At 45.7% G+C, this 24,931-nt stretch carries 24 protein-coding genes; 12 read left to right on the top strand and 12 right to left on the bottom strand.

Going from position 1 to position 24,931, the window contains the following annotated elements:
- Positions 1–92 precede the first annotated feature (92 nt).
- Positions 93–1,037, bottom strand: coding sequence for a magnesium/cobalt transporter CorA (gene corA, locus AC23P2_RS01460; RefSeq protein ID WP_487771543.1), 945 nt, complete (start codon positions 1,035–1,037; stop codon positions 93–95).
- 169 nt (positions 1,038–1,206) lie between these two features.
- Between corA and AC23P2_RS01465 the strand changes: the two genes are divergently transcribed.
- The 3 genes from AC23P2_RS01465 to AC23P2_RS01475 are packed head-to-tail and all read left to right on the top strand — an operon-like array spanning position 1,207 to position 3,526.
- Positions 1,207–1,764 carry an RNA polymerase sigma factor gene (locus AC23P2_RS01465; RefSeq protein WP_487771544.1) on the top strand — a complete coding sequence of 186 codons (558 nt, stop codon included), beginning with the start codon at positions 1,207–1,209 and terminating at the stop codon, positions 1,762–1,764.
- Between the two features lie 60 nt (positions 1,765–1,824).
- Positions 1,825–2,469, top strand: a complete 645-nt coding sequence (locus AC23P2_RS01470; RefSeq protein WP_487771545.1) for a hypothetical protein — start codon at positions 1,825–1,827, stop codon at positions 2,467–2,469.
- Positions 2,447–3,526 carry a hypothetical protein gene (locus AC23P2_RS01475; protein WP_487771546.1) on the top strand — a complete coding sequence of 360 codons (1,080 nt, stop codon included), beginning with the start codon at positions 2,447–2,449 and terminating at the stop codon, positions 3,524–3,526. Before AC23P2_RS01470 ends, AC23P2_RS01475 begins: the two co-directional genes overlap by 23 nt.
- Before the next feature lie 353 nt (positions 3,527–3,879).
- Here the strand turns inward: AC23P2_RS01475 and AC23P2_RS01480 are convergent, their stop codons facing one another.
- The 10 genes from AC23P2_RS01480 to AC23P2_RS01525 form a co-directional block, all read right to left on the bottom strand.
- Entirely contained in the window at positions 3,880–5,094 is a 1,215-nt protein-coding gene (locus tag AC23P2_RS01480; RefSeq protein ID WP_487771547.1) for an MFS transporter, read from the bottom strand.
- A 5-nt stretch (positions 5,095–5,099) separates the two neighbouring features.
- Complete coding sequence (locus tag AC23P2_RS01485) at positions 5,100–6,392, bottom strand: MFS transporter (protein WP_487771548.1); 1,293 nt, start codon at positions 6,390–6,392, stop codon at positions 5,100–5,102.
- A 60-nt stretch (positions 6,393–6,452) separates the two neighbouring features.
- Positions 6,453–7,256: a LytR/AlgR family response regulator transcription factor gene (locus AC23P2_RS01490; RefSeq protein ID WP_487771549.1), complete on the bottom strand. Its 804-nt coding sequence runs from the start codon at positions 7,254–7,256 to the stop codon at positions 6,453–6,455.
- Positions 7,257–7,359: 103 nt separating this feature from the next.
- Positions 7,360–8,049, bottom strand: coding sequence for a LytR/AlgR family response regulator transcription factor (locus tag AC23P2_RS01495; protein WP_487771550.1), 690 nt, complete (start codon positions 8,047–8,049; stop codon positions 7,360–7,362).
- Positions 8,039–9,100 carry a sensor histidine kinase gene (locus AC23P2_RS01500; protein WP_487771551.1) on the bottom strand — a complete coding sequence of 354 codons (1,062 nt, stop codon included), beginning with the start codon at positions 9,098–9,100 and terminating at the stop codon, positions 8,039–8,041. Before AC23P2_RS01500 ends, AC23P2_RS01495 begins: the two co-directional genes overlap by 11 nt.
- 190 nt (positions 9,101–9,290) lie before the next feature.
- Positions 9,291–10,070, bottom strand: coding sequence for an ABC transporter permease (locus tag AC23P2_RS01505; RefSeq protein WP_487771552.1), 780 nt, complete (start codon positions 10,068–10,070; stop codon positions 9,291–9,293).
- 13 nt (positions 10,071–10,083) lie between these two features.
- A complete protein-coding gene (locus AC23P2_RS01510; protein WP_487771553.1) occupies positions 10,084–10,989 on the bottom strand; it encodes an ATP-binding cassette domain-containing protein in 906 nt (301 codons plus the stop codon).
- Between the two features lie 131 nt (positions 10,990–11,120).
- Entirely contained in the window at positions 11,121–11,636 is a 516-nt protein-coding gene (locus AC23P2_RS01515; RefSeq protein ID WP_037300332.1) for a GtrA family protein, read from the bottom strand.
- A gap of 140 nt (positions 11,637–11,776) precedes the next feature.
- On the bottom strand, positions 11,777–13,861 hold the full coding sequence (locus AC23P2_RS01520) for a M56 family metallopeptidase (protein WP_487771554.1): 2,085 nt from the start codon (positions 13,859–13,861) through the stop codon (positions 11,777–11,779).
- Positions 13,858–14,226 (bottom strand): BlaI/MecI/CopY family transcriptional regulator, encoded by a 369-nt coding sequence (locus AC23P2_RS01525; RefSeq protein ID WP_487771555.1) that lies wholly within the window; start codon positions 14,224–14,226, stop codon positions 13,858–13,860. Before AC23P2_RS01525 ends, AC23P2_RS01520 begins: the two co-directional genes overlap by 4 nt.
- A gap of 137 nt (positions 14,227–14,363) precedes the next feature.
- Here AC23P2_RS01525 and AC23P2_RS01530 point away from each other — a divergent pair, with 137 nt between their 5' ends.
- The 6 genes from AC23P2_RS01530 to AC23P2_RS01555 all read left to right on the top strand — a co-directional run bounded on the left by AC23P2_RS01530 (position 14,364) and on the right by AC23P2_RS01555 (position 21,700).
- On the top strand, positions 14,364–16,799 hold the full coding sequence (locus AC23P2_RS01530) for a DUF5686 and carboxypeptidase-like regulatory domain-containing protein (protein ID WP_487771556.1): 2,436 nt from the start codon (positions 14,364–14,366) through the stop codon (positions 16,797–16,799).
- A 39-nt stretch (positions 16,800–16,838) separates the two neighbouring features.
- Positions 16,839–18,092 carry a glutamate-5-semialdehyde dehydrogenase gene (locus AC23P2_RS01535; protein WP_487771557.1) on the top strand — a complete coding sequence of 418 codons (1,254 nt, stop codon included), beginning with the start codon at positions 16,839–16,841 and terminating at the stop codon, positions 18,090–18,092.
- A 21-nt stretch (positions 18,093–18,113) separates the two neighbouring features.
- A complete protein-coding gene (locus tag AC23P2_RS01540) occupies positions 18,114–18,416 on the top strand; it encodes an element excision factor XisH family protein (RefSeq protein WP_487771558.1) in 303 nt (100 codons plus the stop codon).
- Positions 18,404–18,754, top strand: coding sequence for an element excision factor XisI family protein (locus AC23P2_RS01545; protein ID WP_487771559.1), 351 nt, complete (start codon positions 18,404–18,406; stop codon positions 18,752–18,754). Before AC23P2_RS01540 ends, AC23P2_RS01545 begins: the two co-directional genes overlap by 13 nt.
- A 260-nt stretch (positions 18,755–19,014) precedes the next feature.
- Complete coding sequence (locus tag AC23P2_RS01550; RefSeq protein ID WP_487771560.1) at positions 19,015–19,794, top strand: response regulator; 780 nt, start codon at positions 19,015–19,017, stop codon at positions 19,792–19,794.
- A 97-nt stretch (positions 19,795–19,891) separates the two neighbouring features.
- Positions 19,892–21,700, top strand: coding sequence for a histidine kinase dimerization/phosphoacceptor domain -containing protein (locus AC23P2_RS01555; protein ID WP_487771561.1), 1,809 nt, complete (start codon positions 19,892–19,894; stop codon positions 21,698–21,700).
- Positions 21,701–21,799: 99 nt separating this feature from the next.
- On the opposite strand, the gene AC23P2_RS01560 is transcribed toward AC23P2_RS01555, so the two are convergent.
- Positions 21,800–23,341 (bottom strand): hypothetical protein, encoded by a 1,542-nt coding sequence (locus tag AC23P2_RS01560; protein WP_487771562.1) that lies wholly within the window; start codon positions 23,339–23,341, stop codon positions 21,800–21,802.
- 451 nt (positions 23,342–23,792) lie between these two features.
- Between AC23P2_RS01560 and AC23P2_RS01565 the strand changes: the two genes are divergently transcribed.
- The 3 genes from AC23P2_RS01565 (at position 23,793) to AC23P2_RS01575 (ending at position 24,902) form a co-directional block, all read left to right on the top strand.
- Entirely contained in the window at positions 23,793–24,065 is a 273-nt protein-coding gene (locus AC23P2_RS01565) for a hypothetical protein (RefSeq protein ID WP_487771563.1), read from the top strand.
- A 279-nt stretch (positions 24,066–24,344) separates the two neighbouring features.
- Positions 24,345–24,593: a hypothetical protein gene (locus AC23P2_RS01570; RefSeq protein WP_487771564.1), complete on the top strand. Its 249-nt coding sequence runs from the start codon at positions 24,345–24,347 to the stop codon at positions 24,591–24,593.
- 69 nt (positions 24,594–24,662) lie between these two features.
- Complete coding sequence (locus AC23P2_RS01575; RefSeq protein ID WP_487771565.1) at positions 24,663–24,902, top strand: hypothetical protein; 240 nt, start codon at positions 24,663–24,665, stop codon at positions 24,900–24,902.
- Positions 24,903–24,931 lie beyond the last annotated feature (29 nt).

Raw genomic sequence — 24,931 nt, forward strand, 5'->3', positions numbered from 1 at the left:
TTCTTTTCTGAATGATTCAAAAAAGAACTATACCGATCATTGATTTTGATAGATGGCTTACCGATTTTGCTAGACAAACTCCTCCTTGTTTTCTATATCCAATGTTTGCGTTTGAAGAAGAACCACATCGCCGCCATCGAAAACACCATCAGCAACAGCGAGAACCAAAATCCATAGGGATGGCTGCTACTGGGTAAAATGGTGTAGTTCATGCCAAAAATGCCCGCAATCAGCGTAGGAGGCATAAAGATGATGGTAAAGACCGTAAAAATCTTGATAATCTGGTTTTGTTCGAGGTTGATAAGACCCATGAACGTATTTTGCAAATACTCCAGTCGTTCAAAATTGAAGGTACTGTATTCCAAAAGTGAGCTAATATCTTTCAATACAATACGAAGACGTTCTTTACGGTCATCTGGGAAAAACTGGCTTCGTAAAATTCCTGATAATACTCGCTGTTTATCAATGATAGTTTCGCGCAAAAGCATGGTATTCTCCTGCATCATATTGATTTTCAGCAGAATTTCTTGTTTCGCTTTTTGCTCTCGATTAAGGTCTTTACTTATTGTACTAATATCTCGCGAAAGTCCTTCTAGTACGTCGGCATCGCTTTCAATACGCGTTTCGAGCAAAAGGAGGAGAATATCAACCCCATTTTGAAAGGTCTCTTGGCTCACTTTCATTTTGCGAACTGTATCGGCAAACGTCTTTGAATCGCCATTACGGTAGGTAAACAGCACTCCTTCCCGAATCAGGAGCGAAACGGGGTAAATCGCGTAGCCATCTGCGTTGATTTTCAGAAAATTAGAGTTGGCGTTGATGGTATCGTTTTGCTCAAAATACCGTGAACTACTCTCAATCTCGACAATTTCTTGGGGCGTCTGAAAACTAATATCACACTTAGTTTCGACCCATTCTTCTTCTTCTTGCGTAGGCGACTGCAAGTCTATCCACAAAATGTGCTTGATGTTCCCAATCTCGCGAACGTCGTTTTCGCGTTTGATTTGCTTTCCTTCACGATAAAAAATACGTACCATACCTCACTGCATTTGCGCCAAAGTTAGTGATTTGGTTGATGAAACCTATAAGGTTTACGCTTGTAAAGCTCATAGGTTTTTATAAAATTGCTCAAATACAAGATTTTTTTTTCAGCGAGATGCAACATCTTTTAAATCAGATTTGTCATTACTACGAAATTACAGCCAATTGGAATCTAAACTATACATAGACAAACACGTCGAACTCGTAGAAAGATGCAGACAGGGCGAGCGCAAGGCGCAGTACGAACTCTATAAGTTGTACTCAAAGTCCATGTTCAACATCTGTATGCGGGTGGTCAATCACATCGGAGAGGCCGAAGACGTACTGCAAGAGGCATTTTTGGATGCTTTTTGCCACTTACATACGTTCAAGGGGCAGTCCACGTTTGGGGCGTGGCTGAAGCAGATTGTGGTCAACAAAGCCATCAATCACCTCCGCCAACGTAAAATGCAATTGGTTGATATTGAGGGCTACGGCAGCGACGACCAAGACATAGCCGACGATGCCCCTTTCGACGAGGAAGGGATTCAGATGGATGTAGAACGGGTTCGTAAGTGCATTGAGCAGCTCCCCGAAGGTTACCGTGTTGTTTTATCACTCTATTTGTTTGAGGGATACGACCACGAAGAAATCGGCGAGATCCTCGGTATCAGCGAAAGCACCTCGCGTACGCAGTACATGCGGGGGAAAAAAAAATTATTAGAAATGTTACGCCCTCTTTGAGTTTCTTAAAAAAGACACACCGTTTTAGAGAAAAGAGAGCCGCGTTAAATACCAAAGAAGATGAAAGACAAATTGCAACGATTCGTAAGAGACAACCGAGAGGCGTTTGATGTATATGAACCTTCCGACGACCTTTGGAATCGGTTGAACCAACAACTACCCGTCGGAGAAACCACTAGCGATCCAGAAATAACTGCGCCCCCACTTCCAGTGGCTGAGGCGCCTAAAACAGTCAATGAAGACGCCAAGAATGGGAATGCTTACAACCCCTTCAAACGTACGTGGCAAAACCTCAACTGGCGCGTAGCGGCGTCGATTGCCCTGGTCGCTGGACTTGGATGGTTTGGGTACCGCATCAACCAAAACTACGGTATCACAGAAGCTCCCGAAGTAGCGATGGCCGACCCCACTTTTGCCAAACAGGTCAGTCAATATACCCAACTCATTGATAACAAGCGGAGCGAGCTCCGCCAAATGACCGAAAGTAACCCTAATTTGTATAAAGAATTTGCCGTAGAACTGGATCAGCTTGAGCGCTCATACCAAAACCTGAAATCCGACCTTCCGAAGAACCCCAACCAAGAAGTGGTGATTCAGGCCATGATTCAGAACCTACAGTGGCAAATTGATTTATTAAACCAACAGTTGGACATCATCCAGCGCATCAAAAACAAGAACAACCATGCAAACGATAAAATCATGTAATTGGCAGTTAGTAAGTATCTTTTTGGTAGCTTTCTGTCTGTTTTCGGCCTTTGGAGCAACGGCGCACGAATGGGGCACCATCGAAAAGAAAAAATCGGTGATTAAGATTTACGATACTTCATCCAAAGACAATTTATTGCTCGACAATCAGTTTGGGCAGGTAAAAGTCAACCTTTGGGACAAAAACGAGATACGAATTGATATTCATATTGTGGCTAACTCAAGCAGCGACGACCGCGCCCAAGAATACCTCGACGGCGTAGTGATTGAAGACAAACGGGAAGGCAACCAAATCAATGTCCGCACGATTATCAACAAATCGAACAACTCAAACGGCTGGAGCTGGAAAAACACCAACAACGAAAAGAATTATGTGCAAATCGACTACAATGTGTCGATGCCCAAAAATACGCCTTTGACGGTTAAAAATCGTTTTGGAAATACCAACATCCCTACGTTCAAAGCGCCGTTGGTGGTCGTTTCTAAGTACGGGACTTTTATGGCCAACGATTTGCTAGGTAGTAAAAACGACATAGATGTATCGTACGGGAAAGCCGAAATTCAGCAAATTTCTAACGGAAATCTTGACATTTCGTACTCAACACTCGAACTCGAAAAAGCGGAGAATATCACGCTCAACAACAAGTTTGGCAAAATGAAAATCGGCGAAGTAGAAACCCTCGATGGTCAAATCAGCTATTCGGGTGGACGTATCGGTACGCTCAAAGGTTCGAGCAAAATTAAGCTTAGTTTCTCAGGCGGCTTCCGCATCGACCAACTGACGCAATCAGCTGATAATGTGGACATTTTGGCCAATTATTCGTCGGTAGTGATTCCGATGGAAAACAACGAATGTAACTTTGACGTGACGGTAAGTTACGGCGGTTTCAAATACCCCAACGACCGCAAAGTGTCATTCACTCAAAACGACGACGAACGCAAAGACAACGAGCGCCATAGCCCAAAAATGACCAAGCAATACGTAGGAAAAATTGGAACAGGCAAAGGCACTAGAGTAAAAATCGTCTCAAAATATGGCGAAGTAAGTCTTCGATAATCGTAAATTGGCTTAAAATACAAACCCCCGTGCTTGCCAAGCGCGGGGGTTTATTATATGTATGATTATATTAAGTAGTTGAGCATAAGTTCTAGAGTAATTCAAAGTAGCCTCGGTAGAGGCGTAACATTTGTAGTAGCAGCAAGAGTTTTTTTATTTTGCTTCGGACAGGGCCGCCTGTGCGGAAGCATAACCTGTTGCTTTATTATGCTTCGCCGAAGCGATATAAACTACACTAGAATTTATATACAATTTCTTAAATAGCCAAACGAACGTTTTAGGGCATTTACTTTAACATAACTTATTATTCATTGACTTTGAACGATTAACAAATAACGGTTAACGCTTTCCCCCTACTCCTCCACAAAATCCAAATTCCGACCAAAGGTTTCATCGGTTTTGTAAATCGCTACTAGCGCTAATCCGTAGCAAAGTACTCCCAACAAAGCGGCTCCACCCAGCGCTCCAAACGAAGGTTTTAACCCTTGAAAAGCCAGCGTCATCGGGATAGCCATTCCTCGCACCACGCTCGGTACCGAAGTGGTCGCTGTGGCGCGAAGGTTGGTACCGTACAGCTCGGCAACCATCATCAAGTACAAACCAATGTACCCCGTACAGATGCCCGCTAAGAAACAAATCACGTAGAGCATATTGGCTGACCTAGCCCCTCCGTACAAGTAAATTCCAACAAAAATTGCCCCAATAGAAAGCAGAAATAAAATGGCTTTGCGCCGCGATTGTAGCCAGTGACTCAGCGGCCCGCTAAAGAAGTCGCCCGCCGTAAGACCGAAGTAGATAAACATCACACACTTACCAGGCGAAATCCCTTCCTCGATGCCTAAAGCTTTCCCAAATTCGTTGCCAAATGTTCCCAATATTCCCACCACAAACCAAGTCGGGACGCCGATGAGCACGCAACGGAAATATTTGACCAGTCTCGGCCAACTGCTGAAAAAGTATAAATAGTTGCCTCGGGAGACCTTCGTTTCTTTCAGTTGCAAAAACAACCCCGACTCAAACACGCTTATTCGCAACAGCAGCAGCAACAAGCCCATACCTCCGCCTACCATGTAGGCCGTTCGCCACGTAAACCATTCTTGGGTCAAATAAGCAGCTCCAGCGCCTAAGTAACCAATCCCCGCCACCAACGTCGGCCCAAGGCTGCGGATTTCTTTGGGGACAATTTCGGTAACAAGCGTCATTGCCGCCCCAATTTCCCCCGAAAGCCCCACCCCCGCTACAAAACGAAGCAACGCATATAAGTTGGGATCTTCGACAAATCCACAAGCGATGTTTGCCAACGAATACGTAATGATCGAACCGAATAGTACCGACAAGCGACCTCGTTTATCGCCCCAAATTCCCCACAAAATCCCTCCGACCAATAAGCCCGCTTGCTGACAGTTGAAGATAAACGTTCCAATTTTAGAAACTTCGGCTTCCGAATAGCCCAGTGATTGAAGACTCGGAACGCGTACGATACTGAAAATCAGCAAGTCGTACACGTCCACAAAAAAACCTAGCGCCGACACAATGACGGGCAAGGTAAAAAGAGCACGGTATTTCATCCTCTTTAGATTTCTACAAAGTCAAGGTCTTTGCCGTGGGTTTCGGGAACGGTGAGGGTAGAGTAAAATCCTAAAGCATAACTCAAAATCCCTACCAACGTACCTGCTCCAATGACGCCCAATTGAGGAACAGTGAGCGTAAACCAACCAAAAACATCCAATGAGCCCGTTTTGAAACCCGCAAACAGCGTAGTCATCAAAATCACCATTCCGCGTACCATGTTGGGCACAGTCGTAGCAGCCGTAGCCCGAAGGTTGGTGCCAAATTGCTCGGCTCCGATGGTCACAAACATGGCCCAGTAGCCAATGCCAAAGCCCATCAACAAACAAAGCGTATAAAGCATGGTCGAAGATTGAACGCCCGCAAACAAATATACGATGCTAAACACGCCCGAAAACGCCATCAATACCGCCACGGCTTTTTTGCGCGAATGGAAATAATGGCTAATAAATCCACTGGCCAAGTCTCCTCCTGCCAAGCCGACGTAGCACCACATAATGGCCAACCCTGGTTTGATGGGTTCGGTGATGCCCAAAGCTTTGCCAAATTCGTTGCTGAAAGTCGCCAAAATACCAATCACAAACCAGGTCGGAAGGCCAATTCCGATACATTTCATGTAGCGCACAAAGCGTTCCCAGTTGGTAAAAAATGAAAGAAAATCGCCTTTGGCCACATGTTTTTGGCTGGAGACTTCCGTAAACATTCCTGATTCAATGACGCCCACGCGAAGCAAAAGAAGGCCAAAGCCTAGCCCACCGCCCACAAAATATGCAATGCGCCAGTCGCCAAATATCTCGACCGTAAAATAGGCCACTACTGCGCCTAAAAGGCCAATGCCCGCCACCAACGACGTTCCGATGGCACGCAGTTCTTTAGGTAAAATTTCGGACACAAGGGTGATTCCCGCTCCCAGCTCTCCCGCCAATCCAATTCCCGCAATAAAGCGTAAGTATTTGTACAACTCAGTGGCTGGCAAAAACGAGGTATCTTGGATAAATCCACAAAGTACGTTGGCAATGGAATAGGTAATAATAGAACCAAACAACACCGAAAGGCGTCCGCGTTTGTCGCCCAATACTCCCCAAATGATTCCACCGAGCAATAAGCCCCCCATTTGCCAATTGATAATAGATGCCCCCACGGCCGACACGTCTTGCTCACTCAAACCCAAATCTTTGAGGCTAGGTACGCGTACAATTCCAAATAATAGTAAATCGTAAATATCAACGAAGTAGCCTAGTGCGGCCACAATAACAGGAAGCCCAAAAAGGGTATTTTGGTTAGAAGATTTAGGCATTGAGTGGATGTAGGTTATGGTTTTTCTGCAATAATAGCAAAAATATGCTCCTAAAACTTCTTATGCCAATTTTGCGGTGTTATAATTAGCCCCAATGGGCAATAATTGTCCTGCCACACTCACTTCATAGCGGTCGAATCGCTCAACTTTACCCTTTGCTACAATGTACGACCGATGAATCCGCACAAACTGCTCGACAGGAAGCAAGCTTTCTGCCTCACTCATCGTCATGCGCGAAGCAATTTTTTGAGTTTTAGTAACAAAAACAACGTAGTTGCCGCCCGCTTCCAGATACAAAATATCGTCGAGCATCACCCGCACTTGTTCGTAGCCATTTTTCACAAAAATACTTTCGGTGGGCGCAACAGTCGCTGGGCGGGTTTTAGCTTCTTCCGAGGCCAATTCGCGCATTTTTAGCGTTTCGTGGGCTCTGTTGCACGCTTTTAAAAATCGGCTCAATGCAAAGGGTTTTAACAGATAATCAACTGCATCAAAATCATAGCTCTGTACGGCGTGTTCGGCGTAGGCAGTGGTAAAAATCACTAACGGAGGATTAGGTAACGCCCGCAAAAACTCCAGTCCCGAAATGTCAGGCATTTTGATGTCCAAGAAAATCAAGTCCACCGATTGCTTTTGCAGAAAATCCAGCGCCTCAAACGCATCCTGAAAAGTAGCTTGAAGCGCTAAATAGGGCACTTTTTGGGCAAAAACTCGCACTATGTCTAGCGCTTTGGGCTCGTCGTCGATGGCAATGGCAATCATGGGTTTTGAATTAAAGTGTTGTTGGTTGCTCACAACCAACAAGCATACGCGCAACTTTTTTATTTCTCGGGCGTCGGTCAGGTTGTGAGCAACCTGACGCACGGTGGTTGGGGTTGCTCACAACCCCAACGTCTTGCACAAAAGTCGGCTTTTTATGGTCCCTATGTAAATATATGGGACGAACCACCTTACAAATGGGATAAACTCAACTTTGCCCGATGAGCGAAAAAAACGCTTGCCGATAGCTATCAGAAATTGGAATCATCGTTTCCCGAATCCGAATGCGGTCTTTTTCAATCGAATCAATTTTCGAAATCGCCACCATGTACGACTTATGCACCCGACACAAAAGGCTCGGCGGCAACTCTTGTTCAAACTCAGCGAAGGTCTGCAACGTCATGGTTTTCTGGGTAGCCGTATGAATCCTTCGGTAGTTGCCCATGCCTTCAATAAACAGTATTTCGTCCAGCATGAGCTTTTCGAGGCGGTATTCGGTTTTGACAAAAATAAACGACCTTGAATTTTGAGGCTCCGACTTGGGCAGTAAACTTTGTGCTCGGTCAACAGCCTGTACAAAACGCTCAAAGGTGTAAGGTTTGAGTAAATAATCGGCGATTTTGAGGTCAAACCCTTTGAGGGCATACTCATGGTAGGCTGTCGTCAGAATGACCTGCCCTTTCAGCGAAACACTTTCTAACAACTGAATACCCGAAAAATCGCCCAAATGAATATCCAAAAAGACAATATCAATCGGGTTGTTTTTCAAAAAGCTCAATGCCTCCAACGCACTTTCAAACGTGGCTTTTAAGCTCAAAAAAGGCACTTTCTGAACATAATCTTTGGCGCGTTCGAGGGCCAAAGGCTCATCTTCGACAATAATACAGCTATGCTTCATGGCGACTGATTCGTAATCTTACCCGATAGTCTTCTTCAGAACTGACAATATTTAGTTGGTGTTCGTTGGGGTACAGCAAAGATAGCCGCCTTTTGATAAGTTCGTTGCCCAAACCGCCATATTCGGTGGTACTGGGCTGTAGCCTACGTTTATTAACACATTCAAACACAATGGCTTCGGATGATACCTCCACCGAAACGTCGATTACATTGCCTTGCTTTCGCGCATCGGCGTGTTTAAAGGCATTTTCCACAAAAGGAATCAACACCATGGGGGCAATCGTGGCCTCTTCTACCCTGCCTTCTACCCGAAAGCGCGCAAAATCAGGATTGGATGTTCTGATTTTTTGCAACGCAATGTATTTTTCCAAATAGCCCAACTCTCGGCCCAACGGTATCTCTTCCGCTTTGGTTTCGTACAACATAAACCGCATGATATCCGACAGCTGATTAAGGTAAGCCGATGCTTGCGGCGCGTTTTTGACAATCAGTACGTCGATGTTGTTGAGGGTGTTAAACAAAAAATGGGGGCTTATTTGTGATTTTACCAAGGCCAGTTCCATTTCAAAATTCTTCTGCATTAGTTCTTCTTTCAACTTCATTTCGGCGTACCAACGCATAAACCCTCGCATAATAAGTGCCACTGCACCGTTTAGCACCGCAATAATCGTAATGACCACCAACAACGCCAACGTTGTACGAAGTCCTTCATGAAACACTCCTGGGCCGACTTTGAATGAGTGCAATACTGACATTACGGCCTCGCTGACAATTCCGCATCCGATAGCGGTAAGCAGCCCAACGACAAACAACAGCACGATTTTACGACGAAGCAAAAAGTAGTCGAACAACCACAGGTAGAAGCTATAAAAACCCAAAAACGCGGGCAAAACGGCAAACGTACTGAAGAAAACGTGAAACCGCCACTGGTAAAAAAAAGGCTGCCCTTTGATGGGCGAGCCAAGTTGAAGGCATACCAGTATCAACGAGAGCAACAACAAGTACAGCACCCAGTACCCAAAATGCAATGAAATCACTACGCCTCGCTTCATGTGGTTTTGCGTCTTATTTTGAAAGAATACTCGTCTTAAGTGTCTAAGTAAGTTTGTTTAACTATTACCCACTGATTTACGCCGATTGAAAGTCGCAGATGACGCTGATTAATAACCATATAAAGCCCTTTTTCAGCGAAAATTAGGGTTTGTAATTCAGCGCTTTTCTGCGGGTAAAATATAAAACCACTTAGCTTTTGTCTTTTTTAAGGATATAAAAGAAGTAACTCAAAAGCGTAAATCCAACGAAATACCCCAACGCCCATTTCGAAAAAGCATCGACGGGCAATGTACCCATTTTTGCCCCACGTAGGCTAAAAAAATAATAGGAGCAATAACTGTACGGCAGCCAATGCCCATGCTCCCATTCGATGCCAATCAAAGAGGCCAATAACAACCCGATTCCTGCTCCTAATGGTACCAAGAAATTTTTAAATTGAAGACTCACTAAGTATTGAAACCCTATAATAGGCAAGCAGTTTACCAAAAAATGTCCGCTTGTTTTTAGATACATTTCCCACGGGAACGCTTGTTTGGGTAGCGAAATTCCCCGCACCAAGGGCGAGAGTATCCCCGACAAATACATCCCGAGGTTGAACAATATAAAAAATTGAACAAGCATGGTTAGCAAAACGCCCAACTTTGCCACAAAAATGCTCGTGTAGCTTTGCGGGGTCGTGTGGAGCTGCTTCCACGTATTGTTGCGAAACTCCATTTGGGTCAGCAAGCTCGTGGCCAGTACAAGTCCCATCGGCAGCATCAAAATAGCCATAAACTGCCAGCTTTGGCTCAATACTTCCTCCCAATACGTGGGGGCAAGTACCGCTTTTTTTAATTTTTCGGGATATAGCACCCGCGCCCAGAAAAGAATAAACGGAATAAAAAAACCGCCAAGCACGACCAACCATGCGGCCAAACTTCGCTTGGTTTTGAGCCATTCGCTCTGATAACTTGCGACAAACGTTGTCATGTTTTGGAGAAGATTAGGGGTGAGTTAAGGTCATAAAAATGCTTTCTAAATCGCTTTCGACAGTGCTGATTTCGTACACATCGAGCTGATGCTGTACCAATGCTCGGTTAAGTTGGGCAATTTCCGAACGAGCCAACAACGGCAGTACGATTTTGCCCTGCTCCTGCCTTGCGTCCAGCCCTTGGGCTATCAGACGCTCAACGGCTTCGGCATTATTGCTCGTATCCAGCCGTATTCCTCCCGCAGTCCGTTGCCGCTGCATCAATTCGCCCAACGACCCCTCAAACAGCATTTTCCCGTGGTTGATGATACCTACCTCCGTTACCAATTTTTCGATTTCGGACAGCAAGTGGCTCGAAATCAAAATCGTAATTCCGTGTTCTTTGTTGAGGCGTTTGAGCAATTCCCGCATTTCCACCATTCCGCTCGGGTCCAAACCATTGGTAGGCTCGTCGAGCACCAACACCGACGGGTTATGCAGCAAAGCCGTGGCAATGCCAAGGCGCTGTTTCATCCCGAGCGAAAATTGTCCTGCTTTTTTGGTGCCCGTTTCCCCCAATCCTACCAATTCCAATACTTCCTGAATACGCGCTTTGGGACAGGCATAGAGTTTTTGCCAAACGCTGAGGTTTTCCGTAGCCGTGAGTTGGCTATAAAGGGAAGGCGACTCAATCAACGAGCCGATTTTTGACAAAACAGAAAGTCGGTGAGGCATAAACTCTTCCCCAAAGACCTTAATCTGCCCTTGTTGTTTTTTTAATAAGCCCAAAATGAGCTTGAGTGTGGTAGTTTTTCCCGCACCGTTGGGGCCTAAAAACCCGTATATACTCCCTTCTTTCACCCGAAGGTTGACACGATGAAGCTCGTTGCCCTGTCGGGAGTACTGGTACGACAACTCGCTGGTTTCGATACAATACATGGCTGTTGATAGATAAACGTTTTGAATTTCGATGTCAAAAATCGAAGTTCAAGTATTTTCCATCAATTCTATTACGTGAATCAGCCCAGTTTGTACGTGAATTTGGGAAATAACGGGGTCAGTGCGCTAGCTTAGTTCTTACCCAAGTTCAACGCTGCTTTGGCGCGGTCGTAGAAACCTGTACTGCGAAAAGTAAAGGTTTTGTGCAAAATGAAGTTGCTCACAAAGCTAAAGCCCATCCCTACCAAGGTTGAGGTAGCTTCGGTCACGTTGATTTCGTTAAATTTTTTAGGAGTCCAACTAAATGGAATGGCAATAATATAGTTATTGGGATTGACCGAGTGGAAAAGATTTAATGTTAGAGTAGCAAAACCAACAGTAATAGCGTACGAAATAATAACAACTATCCCAAACTTTATCATTTCACGCTTAGTCTTGCTGGTGTTTCTAGCATCGAAAGCAAACATTTTGGTCAGTACAAATCCAACAAATGCAGAAACGATGTAACCCAAAGAAACAGAAGTCGAATATTCTGTATAATTTCTAAAAAAGCTTCCCGTTACAATTTGTACAGCGGCCCCAGTTCCTGCAACAAAAAAATATACGACGAGGTCTTTTATGTTAAATAGAGTAGTTTTCTTCTTCACAAGTGTGCATAGTAAGTGAGCAAAATAAACGCATTTTTGACAGCCTCCCAAAAATAAACTAGGGTTTTTATCAAATAGCCTCTTACAAAGAAAGCGCTCGGTAGCAAACCAAGCGCTTTCAGGGGTATTTTTAAGACCAATTACTTCTTCTTTTTGACGGGCGGCGGCGGGGGTGGTGGTGGCGTTCCTGCTGCTTTAGAAGTAATGGGAGCCACGGCCTTCACCGCAGATACGGGCGTACGAATGGCACGTGGTGCGCGAGGAGTACGGGTCGCTTTGGCACGAAACTCGACTGGTGGCGGCGGAGGCGGAAACAAATTATTCAACTCGTCCGAGTAACGTTCCATCTCTTGCGAAAACTTCTCGTTTATCGCTTCCAACTTACGTTGTTGTTCTTCCAATTCCTCGATGGGCTTGCGGGCGGCCTTTTCTTGCTCCGACAATTCGGCCATCTGCTTATTAAACTGCTGCATCTGGCTTTCAAACTGTTTCACCTGTTCTTCGTACTGCACCAATGCCTTTTCAATCTGGTCGTCTGATAGCTTTTTGGCCGCATTTTCTTGGTGAAGCAACTGACTACGTTTTTCCAGAATTTGACTGCGTTCGTTGGAGGCTTTGTTCTTTTTCCATTCGAGCACTTCACGCTTACGCTCCACTTCATTTACCTGAAACTCGTACTGCTCCATCTTTAGACGTAGCTCGTTCATTTTTTGCATCTGTGGCTCCATCAATCGGTGAAGGCTGTCTATTTGGCGGTGATAATATGCCATTTTTGCCTCGTCTATGTTAGCTTCAAAGGCACTACCAGTGGCAACCCATTTTCCATTGACTAGAATGGAGTCGGCTATTTCAACTTCTGCCAGTGCCTCAACAGGCTCAATCACATCTTCTACTGCTTCCATGATCTCTATGTTATCCAGCGAAATGTTGCCCAAAGCCGACAAACCCGTTGATAATTCCTCTTCAACCTCCGTAATCCGAGACAATATAGCCCTAAAATCCGCTTGTTTAATATCGCTAAGCGCTACCGTTCCCTCTGCCAATTGCTCTTTTAGCTGCTGTAACTCCGCCACTTGCTTTGACGATAAAAAACGATTTTTCCATTTTACTTTGGTCAACTTGCCTTGTTCATCCATCACAAATTGCATGTCTTTCAAAGTATGGCTGGTGTTTCTAAGTTTGGCGTCTTTTTTGGGCTTATCCTGCGGCTGAAAAGCATACACAGAAACTCCAACCACCAAAAGTAATACCAACAACAAACCACTCGCATTTAACCTTTGCTGCGGCTTTTCAGTCACGCCCAATACTCTTTTGACGCGGTGCAGCATAGCTCCTTTTTTATTGGCAAAAGCCATCGCTAACGCGGGGGTGGAACGGTAAGCGGCTACTTCGGCTAGGGCTTTGGCCATCGCCATTTTGTCACCACAAACGGCAACGGCAATGTCGTCGCAGCAGTGTTCGCGCTCTTGGCGGACGCGCCCCGACAACCACCATAAAGCTGGATGAAAGAAATAAACGACTTCTACCAACGACTGGAGTAAGTTGACCAAATAATCGTACCGCTTCACGTGGGCGAGTTCGTGGGCCAATACTGCCTCAATTTGCTTAGGACTCAAGCCCGTGACCAAGCCAACAGGCAAAAGCACGACGGGTTTCACAAACCCAATCACCATGGGCGTACTTACCCGCACCGACTCAAACAAATGGACATTCTGGCGAATGCGCAACGTGCCCAGCACCCGACGAAACAATGACTGTACACTAGCCTCAGTCAGTTGAATGCCTTCGGCTTTGAGTTGTTGTACATACACCCAGCTCCCCACCAAACGTACCAATAATACCGAAGCACCAATGCCCCAAAATAGCACAATGGTGTCCAAATGAAGTTGGAGAAATAGTAGCACTTCTTTGTACCAAGGCAAAGCCACTTTGGCGTAGGTCATGCCCGAGACCCAATAACGTTGCGTATGAAGCGTTGTCAATGAGGACGTAGCAACGGCGTTTACTGGCTGGTAGTAAAGCACAAAGGTAGCCACCGAAGCAAGCACTTGGGTAGCCAAACCGCTGATACCTACCCAATACCGCGCAACGCTAGAGCGCTTACGCAAGGCAAACAACGCAACTGCGGCAAGAAGCACTACCACTCCCCCTTGCCAAAGAGAATGAAGCAATGTCCACCCCAAAGCCGAGGTGATGGATTCTGAAAGAAAAGTGGTCGTTTTCATGGCTGTTGTTCGATTTGGTCTAAGAGTTTACGAATTTCGTCCAGTTCTGCGGGGGTTGTTTTGTGATTACCAAGTGCTTGCATGACTAGCTTGCTCGCCGAACCCCGAAAAGCCGTGCCCACAAATCTTTCCAAAAGCGTAGCTTGGGTTTCTTCTTCGCTCACGTTGGCTTCATAGACGTGTGACCGTGCATCTTCGGTACGGGTCAGAATCCCTTTTTCGTACATAATTTGCATTAGTTTGAGGGTGGTGGTGTAACCCACGTCGCGGTTTTCGGTCAAACGCTCGTTGACCTGCCGTACGGTACAAGGGCCTTCTTGCCAAAGCACTTGTAAGATTTCAAGTTCTGAGTCTGTTGGTTTCATGGTTTAAGTACGAATAATTTCGTAGCAAACATATACGAAGCGTTTCGTATTACCAAATTTTTTATACGAAATATTTCGTAGGACACGATTAAAATCTATTTCCCCTTGTAACGTTTAGTAGAAAATCCTCTTTGGCCATGATAAAACAGCTTTTACTTTTTCTCTTTGTATGCCAAATTGTAATTGCTCAAGAAATCCGAATCAAAGGCATCGTCATTGACGCCAAAGACAACGTGCCCTTACCTCAGGCCAGCGTGCGCCTCAAAGGCCAAACTTCAGGAACTCTCACCGACATGGAAGGTCGGTTTTCGCTGCGCCTCAAATCGTCGTCCGACACGCTGCTGGTGAGCATGGTTGGCTACGAGACAGTTCAAGTTGCCCCCAAAGGCACGACGATTACCATCAAACTCCGCCAAAAAGTCAACGAGTTGGCCGAAGTACGCGTGCGTCCTGGCGAAAATCCCGCCTGGGCGATTATTCGAAAAGTACTGGCCAACCGCCCCCAAAACGACCCTAACCAACTCGATACCTACAAGGCAAGTGCTTATACCAAAATCGTGGTCGTGGTCGATAGCCTCAATCGGGTATTGAAAGATTCGACCAAGAAAGTTATTGGTTCTAAAAAAGTAACGGCACCTATTTACATCGTAGAAAACATCAGTGAATTGATTCACAAAAAGCCCAATAAAAACAAGGAGACAGTTGTGGCTTCGGTCAATAACCTCGCGCAAGTATATAGTCAAATGCTCAACTATCTTCCGCTCGATTTGCACAAAATTGATTTTTATTCCGAACTCTACAACTTCACCCTCCTCAAGCGGTTTTACGTCAATCCGCTCAACTCAAAAACGTTCTCGCAATACGATTTTGCGCTCGAAGACACCCTCTTTCACGAGCGTGACTCCACGTTTATCATTAGTTTTCGGCCTTACCCCAAAACCAATTTTGATGCCCTACAAGGCGTAATGCACATCAATACCGACGGCTACGCCCTCGAATACATTAACGTAGCGCCCGTCGATACGTTACAAAATTTTGGTTTTCGGATTCAACAACGCTACCAGCGGATTTCGGGGCGATGGTTTCCCCAAACCGCTACCACGCGGCTTTTGGCGGGGTATTCGTCCAGCGGTTACACGGGCGCTTTTCAGGTAAAGTTTACCACGCAACTCCACAACGTGGAACTGAACACCCCGCTCGACGACCAACTGTTTGACGAAGTGCAACGCGCCATGCGCCCCTCCGCCACACGCCATACGTACGAGACGTTTAAAGCCCTGCGCCCCGATACACTGGCCGATTGGGAGCGTAAAATGTATTTCAATTTCAAAAAACCCAATGGGTTGGCAAGCCGCCTCGACTCTACCTACGGGCACATCTTAGGGAGTATATTGAGCAACGTGTTTGAAATAGGCCCCATTGAACTCCAACCCAGTGATTTCTTGGTGGGCAACTCCGCTGAATATGTGCGACTTGGAGGAGGTTTTCAAAATAAACAAAGCAACCGCCCGAGGTTTCGGCTGTACGGATATGCTGGTTACGGCCTAAAAGATCAGCGTTGGAAGTACAAACTATTGGCCAGTTGGCACATCACCCGCGACCGCTACAATCGACTCAGTATTTATCACCAGCGCGACCTTGTCCAACCAGGCACGACCGAATTTTTAGGTCCCAATTACCTCATCGACCCCAAACCTTCGCTTCCTTTTTTCTCCCAGAAAGACTCCATCCCTTTTCAGGCCGACTACTACCAGCGGTACGGTGTATCGCTGCATTTTAAGCCTTTTCCGTGGACGTGGTTTCGACTCGCCCTCAACCACGAGCAACGAACCCCGAGTTATCGCTATTTCTTTCAAGACCAAAACACCTTTGAAACCACCGACCTTACCCTCGACTGGCGTTTCGCGTTTCGGGAGGCCATTTACCGAACGGGACGCATGGAATCGGTCGTCAATCGCTATTTCCCGATTATCAACGTGCAAATTACCAAAGGCTTGCCTTCCCTCGGTAGCCAATTTGACTACTGGCGGTTAGCGATGCAACTTTACTTTCAATTTAGAACCCGACGCCTCGGCTTTAGCAACGTCAAACTAGCAGGAGGTTTCACCAGTGGCGATATTCCTTACCCTTATTTGTTTGGTTCGTTAGGGAGTTCGGGGCTTATTAACATCACAGGGCTCAATTCTTCCAGTTTCCCGCTGGCCAATTTCCGTACTTTACCCACTTATGCCTTTATTGCCGACCGATACGCGGCGTTCTACTACAGCCACGACTTCAGTCGTACGCTGCTTCGTCTCAAAAGCAAATACAGTCAGCCTCGGCTGTTGGTCTATAACAATCTCATCGTGGGGAGCTTCCGCCGTCCTGAAAAACATTCCTTTTCGTGGCAATACCAGTCAGCCCCTTTCCATGCTGAGGCGGGGCTTGAAGTACGCGACTTAGTGCGGATTCCTATTCGGAGTATTTTTCTAGGTACGGGCATCGGACTGGCTTATCAGTACGCTCCTGCGCCCGTAGGTCGTTGGCAAAACAATACCCAGGCGTATTGGTTAGGCGTAAATTTGAGCCGATAACCCTCAAAGTTGTTATCTTTGCGGCTCAATCTCTTTTTTATGACAACTACCATCGTACCCCAACTTCAAGCCACGCAACAAGCCGCCGCGCAAGTGCGTCGCTTGACTAGCGAGCAAAAAACGGCCTTGCTCAACCGCCTCGCCGATTTGCTGCTAGAACATCAAGCGCTTATTATGGCCGAAAACCAGAAAGACATGGAGCGAATGCCAGATGGCGACCCGAAAAAAGACCGTTTGTTTTTAAACGAAAAACGGATTCAGGGACTAGCCGACAGCCTCCGCGACGTAGCGCTGTTGCCCGACCCGTCGGGGCAGGTGTTGTTGGAACGAGAGATTGAACAAGGGCTTAAATTGAAAAAAATTGCGGTGCCCCTTGGCGTCGTCGGTGCCATCTACGAGTCGCGCCCCAACGTGACGGTGGACGTGGCTTCGTTGTGTTTGCGTTCGGGAAATGCTTGCGTGTTAAAGGGCGGAAAAGAGGCCGATTTTTCCAATCGTTGTTTGGTCGGTTTGATTCACCAAGCGCTGCAAGAAGCAGGGGTGGACACCAGCGCCGTGATGCTACTTCCTACCGACCGTCAGTTTGTGACCGAGCTTTTGACCGCCACTCGCTATGTCGATATTATCATTCCGCGCGGTTCGGAGTCGTTGATTCAGTTTGTACGGAAAAACTCCTTGATTCCTACCATCGAAACAGGGGCAGGCGTATGTCATGGCTACATTGAGTCCACGGCTGACCTTGTCAAAGCACGCGACATTGTAGTGAATGCGCGCGTCTCGCGGCCTTCGGTTTGTAACTCCATGGATTGCGTGATTGTTGACCGTGCCATTGCCACTGCGTTTTTGCCTATGCTCAACGACGATTTTATCAAGTGGAACGTAGAAGTCTATGCCGATGATGTGTCTTACCCGATTTTTGAAGGCATCTCTTACCCAAAACTACAGCACGCTCAACCCCAAGATTTTGGACGCGAGTTTTTGGATTATAAACTAGCCGTAAAAGTAGTTGACGGCCTCGACGAAGCGCTTTCACACATTCAGAATTATTCGTCGCGCCACTCCGAAGCCATCGTTTCCCAAAACCAAGCAGCGGTTGACCGCTTCCTAGCCGAAGTCGATGCGGCAGCGGTCTATGCCAATGCTTCTACGCGTTTTACCGACGGAGGGGTGTTTGGGCTTGGGGCTGAAATTGGTATTTCTACCCAAAAACTCCACGCCCGCGGCCCCTTTGCCCTCGAAAAACTCGTGACGGAGAAATGGATAGTGGTGGGTGATGGGCAGGTGAGATGGTAATTTTAAAATGGCTACATTGATTTGGGTGCGGAAAAAGAAGTTATCGCTGCTCAAAAAGGAAATGAAAAAATTGCAGTTGAAATTAAAAGTTTCATTGGCCATTCTGATTTAGATGACTTTGAAGATGCCTTAGGACAGTTTTTGCTTTATTGGAAGGCTCTAAAAAATACCGACTCCGAAAGAACCCTGTATTTAGCTGTCCCCAACGGTTTTTATCAACGCTTTTTTGATGACCCTTTTTTTATTGATGTGGCCACTACTTTTGATGTAAAAATGCTAGTTTTTGATGAAATTCAACCGTGTATCAACCAATGGATAAAGTAGCTTTTTATAAAAAAATTACTCGACAAATTGTTGAAGAAATCGCGAGTTTATCTCCCCCCGTGGAAGATGGCATTGACAATCAAATCATAACTGACGATGAACATGGACACTATCTCTATTTTGGGGTAGGTTGGGCCAAAGAAAACAGTGGATGGATATACGCTTCTTTTATTCATGTTGATGTGAAGTCAGATGGTAAAGTTTGGCTTCAACATGATGGTACAGACCTGCGTATTGCTGAGAAACTTCAATCCTATGGTGTCCCCAAGAATGACATTGTGATAGGTTTCCAAGCTCCCGCCGTCCGAAAATACATGGATGGCTATGCGGCAGCATAAAAACTCCACGCCCGCGGCCCCTTTGCCCTCGAAAAACTCGTAACGAAGAAATGGGTAATGGTGGGTGATGGGCAGGTGAGATGGTGATAATCCTCTAGATGCCTTTAGTAAGAGAAACAAGTTAGCCAATATGACAAAATATTCAAGTAGAATATAGAAGCTGTCATTTCCAATCTGATACAAAAAGTGTTGGGTATCACGGCTATCTGCATGCCTTTTTCGTACATTTGTTGGTATGCTTATTAAACCCTACCTTCACTATGCCTAATCAGCAAATTCAAATTTTAATTATTGAAGATGAAGCTATCTTAGCGATGTATGTCAGTGACCTTTTGGAAACTCAGGGATATGAAGTGGCAGGCGTTGCGGATAACGGACCCGAGGCATTATCACTCTATCGCCAGAATCGTATTGACTTGATTTTATGTGATATTAACCTAAAAGGAGACTGGGACGGCATTGAAACCATTCGACATATTTTGGATTTCAAACCGGTTCCGGTTATCTATCTTACTTCGCAAACCGATAAAGAAACCATTGAACGGGCAAAAGAAACGTTCCCCGCTGCTTATCTTGCGAAGCCCGTCCGACCGGATAATTTGCAGATTTCGGTTGACCTCGCCATTCATAATTATGTCATGAATCGTTTACCGTCGGCGGCCGGAAAAGAAACCAAAGCCGGTACGCCAGAGAAGGAAGCATCAAGTCGTGAATCTATTCTCCGCAGTGGTGATCAGGTGTTTATCAAACATAATTATCAGTTTGTCGGAATTTCTCTCAATGACATTCTGTTGCTGGAGGCCGACAATACCTATACAACCATCCAAACCAAAGGCCATAAATACACGCTTCGGCTTTCACTGAGCAGCTTACTCGAACGCCTTGATTGTTCGTCGTTGGTACGGGTACATCGTTCTTACGCGGTTAATGTAAATCAATTGAAAGGATTCAATGAGCGAGAGATTTTTATTGAAACGATGACCATTCCTTTCGGACAACAATACAAGGAAGATTTTATGCGGCATTTTCAAGCTCGTTGACCTTGCACTATTGATTCTTGGCACAATAAATAAGCCTCATATTATGAAACTCTCTATATTGACGGCGCTCTGTTTCTGTTTGTTTGCCCACAAACTTATGAGCCAGTCCGACACATTGCTTCCTTTTCCGGTATTTCAACATCAGATTGAAACCTTATCGGATTCTGCCCGCTTTGAACGGCTTTATGACTACAGTGTCACTGCCTTAAACCAAAATAAGCCTCCCGAAGCAGCCCCGGCAACAAAGGAAATGCTGCAAATTGCCCAACATGCCAATAATAAGATTCAGCTGGGCAGAACGTATATGGCAATGGGAAATATGGAACGCAATCAGAATAATCCGACAAAGGCCATATCGCATTATTTAATAGCACAATCCATTTTTGGTTCCGTTGGTGAATATCGGAGGCAGCTCAGAGCGCTGCAACGAATAGAGGGCGTTTATATCAGTCTCCGGGAGTTAGAAAAAGCACAATACTATTGCGAACAGGCACTGACCATAGCCCGGCAACAAAAGCTTGAGTTAGAGATTGCCAATATTTATAATGACCTGGCTTCTATTGAAGACATTCGTAAGAAATATAACCAAGCTCTTCACTATAATGGTTTAGCCCTTCGCATATTCCAATCGCTCAAGGAAGAGGATTCTTATACTGTGGCGTTATTTAATCGGGCTATTACTCTGAAAAATTCGGGACAATACCGGCAATCGGCAGACATTTATCAGCAATGTTTAAGAGCTGCAAAAGAAAAAAAGGATGTAGAATTGGAAGGTATGATTTATGTCAACCTGCCGAATACACTTTTGCTGTTAAATCAGCTTAATGAAGCCGAGGAGTATATCCGAATGGCCTTGACATGGGCTGATTCTCAGTCAAAAACGCCACCCTATTATCAAAATATCTACGAGACCCTGACGGCCATTTACGAAAAACGCGGGCAATTTCAACAGGCGTTTCAGTATCAAAAGCTGAGTATGGTGTATCGGGACAGTGTTATGAATGTCGAAAAAAGCCGCCAATTGATCGAAACAGAAACTCGCTTTCAAACCCGTGAAAAACAACTGCATATTGAACGCCTTGACGAAGATAATCTCCGCCAAAGACAGCAATTGGCCTGGCTGACGGGTGGTGCCATACTGCTGACCTTTCTGCTCGGCATCATGCTTTTACAATACCGTACTATACGACGGGTTAATGGTAAATTGACAGTAACAAACCAAACACTTTCTCTTGCTAACGAACGTATCAATAAACAATCCGGCCAATTGAAAGAACTCATGCGAGAATTGCACCACCGGGTCAAAAACAATCTGGCCATCGTGTCCAGTCTGTTATACCTGCAATCCAACCGACTGGAAGATGAAAACGCCGTACGAGCTGTACGGGAAGGACAGCAGCGGGTGGAAGCCATGTCGTTGATTCATCAGCAATTGTACCAAACCGAAAACGTCACTCGGGTGAATATGCAGACCTATATCGACGAGTTGGTGCGCGGATTAATGCAATCGTTTAACCACCAAGACAACTTCGACCTCCGGTTAACTATTGCTCCGATTGATTTGGATGTAGAACTGGCGGTACCGTTGGGCTTGATTTTGAACGAATTGACAACGAATGCTTTCAAACATGCCTACAAAGGGATTGATACGCCAAGCCTTAGCATCCGCCTGTGGGAAGAAGATCAGCTATACCTCGAAATCAAAGACAATGGCCCGGGCATGGATGTGAGCCAGTGGCAAAAACCGAGTCGTTCATTTGGGAAGCGACTGATTACCTCCCTGACCAAACAGGCCGGTGGACGGCTGGAAATAAGTGGCGAGAACGGTACTCGTTTTCTGTTGATTCTGCCCGTTCCTGAAAAGAAAGCAATACTTACTACCGAAACAGAACCGGCAGTAGCCTGATCTACTGAGCGTTGTGCATTAGCTAAATGAGAGCTCGCTTGCATCTACAAAAAGGTGACCTCTAAATTAGAGACCGCCTTTTTGTAGATACTTGTCTGATCATTTCAGCTTGACAATCCAGTAATTTAAAATCCCTTTGGCATTTTCACTTTTATCACTGCGCGCACCGGAATAAGGCTGAGACGAACCCGCAGCAATAATCCCTCCGTCAGTAGTTATTAACATATCAGAAAAACTATCCGTATAGGCCCCACCCAACGTTTTATCCTGCCACAGATAGCTTCCATCTGCTTCCACTTTGGCAATCCAGTAATCGGTTCCTCCTTTAGGCATTTCAATTTTTTCTTCACCGGGAGCAGAAGGCGAATCGCCACCTATCCAGACACCTCCATCGGCTGTGACGGCCAGTGACTTAAAGGTCTCATCTCCTCCTGCTCCAATTGTCTTATCCCACAGTTTATTACCATTGGCATCAATCTTGACCACCCAGTAATCATTATGGCCAGCAATACCGCGTAGCCCTTCTGACTTGTCAGCCCCGGCGGCCGAAGATGAGCTACCTCCCAATACAAATCCACCATCGGGCGTAGCAGCAGCCTTGGCTAATTTATCGTCCTGTGTTCCTCCGAACGTCTTCTCCCACTGCCTGTTGCCATTGGCATCAATCTTAACTACCCAATAGTCATAACCCCCTTTACCGCTGGCCGTTTTGTTACCTGCTGCTCCCTGAGAAGAGGAGTAGCCGGCCAGCAGATAGCCACCATCCGCTGCTTTTACGACCGATTGCAAATAGTCATTACCTCCGTTACCCAAGGTTATATCCCATTGCTTATTTCCATTGGCATCTACTTTTACAATCCAGTAATCGTAGCTCCCGTTACAACTGTTCATTGATTTGTCGCTGGCTGTCTTATTTTGAAATGAAGCTATTCCACCCAGCGGGTTTCCGGATGGCAGAGGAACGGTATTAGCCTGCGAGGCCGAAATGCCCCCTAACAGAAAGCCCCCGTCGTCTGTTGCCACCATTGAGGTCAGGTGGTCTTCATTGGTTCCTCCCAGTACTTTATCCCATATCCTATTTCCGTTACGGTCCACCTTGACAATCCAGTAATCATGACCACCTTTAGACCCTTGAGTTTTATTAGGAGACATAAATGGTGAATTGGAAAACCCGCCTAACAACATCGTCCCGTCCGACAGTGGCACGATAGATGTTAACAGGTCGTCACCTGCACTGCCCATAGCACGTGCATACGATTTAGTACCATCTTCGGTTACTTTAACCACCCAGTAATCATTCCCTCCATAGGCATCTAACTTATCGTTAAACGGTGAAACGGCAGAGGCCGGCGAATTGGAGTAACCGCCAAAAATATATCCTCCGGCAGGATTGTTTACGGCGACAGTTAATATATCAACACCAAAGCCACCCAGTGTTCTATCCCATTGTTTAGGAGGGGCTTCAATACGCGCACTTGAGTGCTTAACGGCGGCCGTTGGGGAGTCAACAGCGTCAATTTCAGTCGGCTTGCAATTCCACATTAAGACTGTTGCAGCTACAATGGCGTATGTAATTTGCTTTTTCATTGTTTTTTTATCGTTTAAAAATGAGGAAAATTCGGTTGTTTTTAAAGTATTCAAAATTCAGCAGGCTGTCATGTTTTATTCACCGCCCCGTAAATCCGATACAAGATTAAGCCGATAAAAAAGTGCAAACCGAGAATTGTAGGTAAACTCCGATTTTGTGTGGGTAACACTCAAAGGTTTTGTGTGCGAAGTCCATTCTATTTTTATAATCTACCTTTTCTTAAGCCTCAACTATCTTATTTACAGTAGACAATTACCGAATTAACTCATTTCCAAATTTGCTCACTTACCTATGTCGCTAATTGACCACTGACGATAGGATTATCTTGTTTGCGTTAAGAAAAGCCTATTCACCTACAAAATTGGCAGGTTTCACAGCTTCACAGCAGGCATTCACACCCTATTTACAGCACGCCCTTGTTTGGCAAACTACCTTTGAATCATCAATCCGCCGAGGACGAGGTACTTCAAGGAGAAGCACGGGTAGCCAAAGCACGCACAAATCATGTTAGCACAATTTGAAAAATTCGCCATCTCAAAAAATCAGCAACAAGCCGTACAAGGTGGAGCCAGTGTTACGGGCGCAGCATTAAACGTTGCTAAAATAGGAGCCAACCTTCTGAATTCAACCCTGGAATTGCAACCAAACATTTCGCCGGAAGCACTACAGGAAGTTCAGAATACGATGAATGCTTTTAACCTTGCCACTCAAACTCAGGCAGCAATTGTAAAACAAACGGGTAACGTACTGAGTAGCATCGTTAACAATATCAGATAATACAGACAAAATCGCTTGCCGAAGTGCTTGGGTGAATTCATCCGGGCACTTTGTTTTTTTAGCCGTTGCCCATCTATTACTACCGCTTCACAAACACGATGAGCAAGTACCGGCACTTGCTGATTCCCCTACAAAATTGGCAGGTTTCACAGCTTCACAGCAGGCATTCACACCCTATTTACGGCACGTCCTTGTTTGGCAAACTACCTTTGAATCATCAATCCGCCGAGGACGAGGTACTTCAAGGAGAAGCACGGGTAGCCAAAGCACGCACAAATCATGTTAGCACAATTTGAAAAATTCGCCATCTCAAAAAATCAGCAACAAGCCGTACAAGGTGGCACTTCTGATTCTGAATCAGAAGACTTTCAGACGCTACTAAACCAAGCAAAACAGGCTGAAGCCGAAAGACAGGCTGAAGCCAAAAGAAATGCAGCCCAATACCGGTTTAATGCGGCACTCGCAGGTGCTTCGATGCAAATAGCGGCAGGAATATTTAGTATGGCCGGCGCAATGACCAAACGGTAAATGATTTCAATTTTTGGCCGAAGTTCAATTCATTAAGCTCCTGCCTTTTTATAGCTTACTTCGAAGACTATGTTAACAAAATTTGAGCTTTCAGCCCTCCAACAACAGTCCATTGTTGGAGGCAAGGGATTGGAAACGATACTATCCATTCGGAAATCAGGCTTGTCGTCTTGCCTTCCCGACAGCCCCTTTTTACCCAAGGAAAAGCCCCCCATTTGTGGTACTCCATTTCCAATGGCAGATATCACTCTCGACGGAAACCCTTCAACAATTACTCGTTTTCCCTACCTTAGTGAGAAATTCAACTAATCTGCCAAGCCGGCTCTAATCCTTGCCCA

This window comes from Runella sp. R0.1_18 (assembly GCF_057652155.1).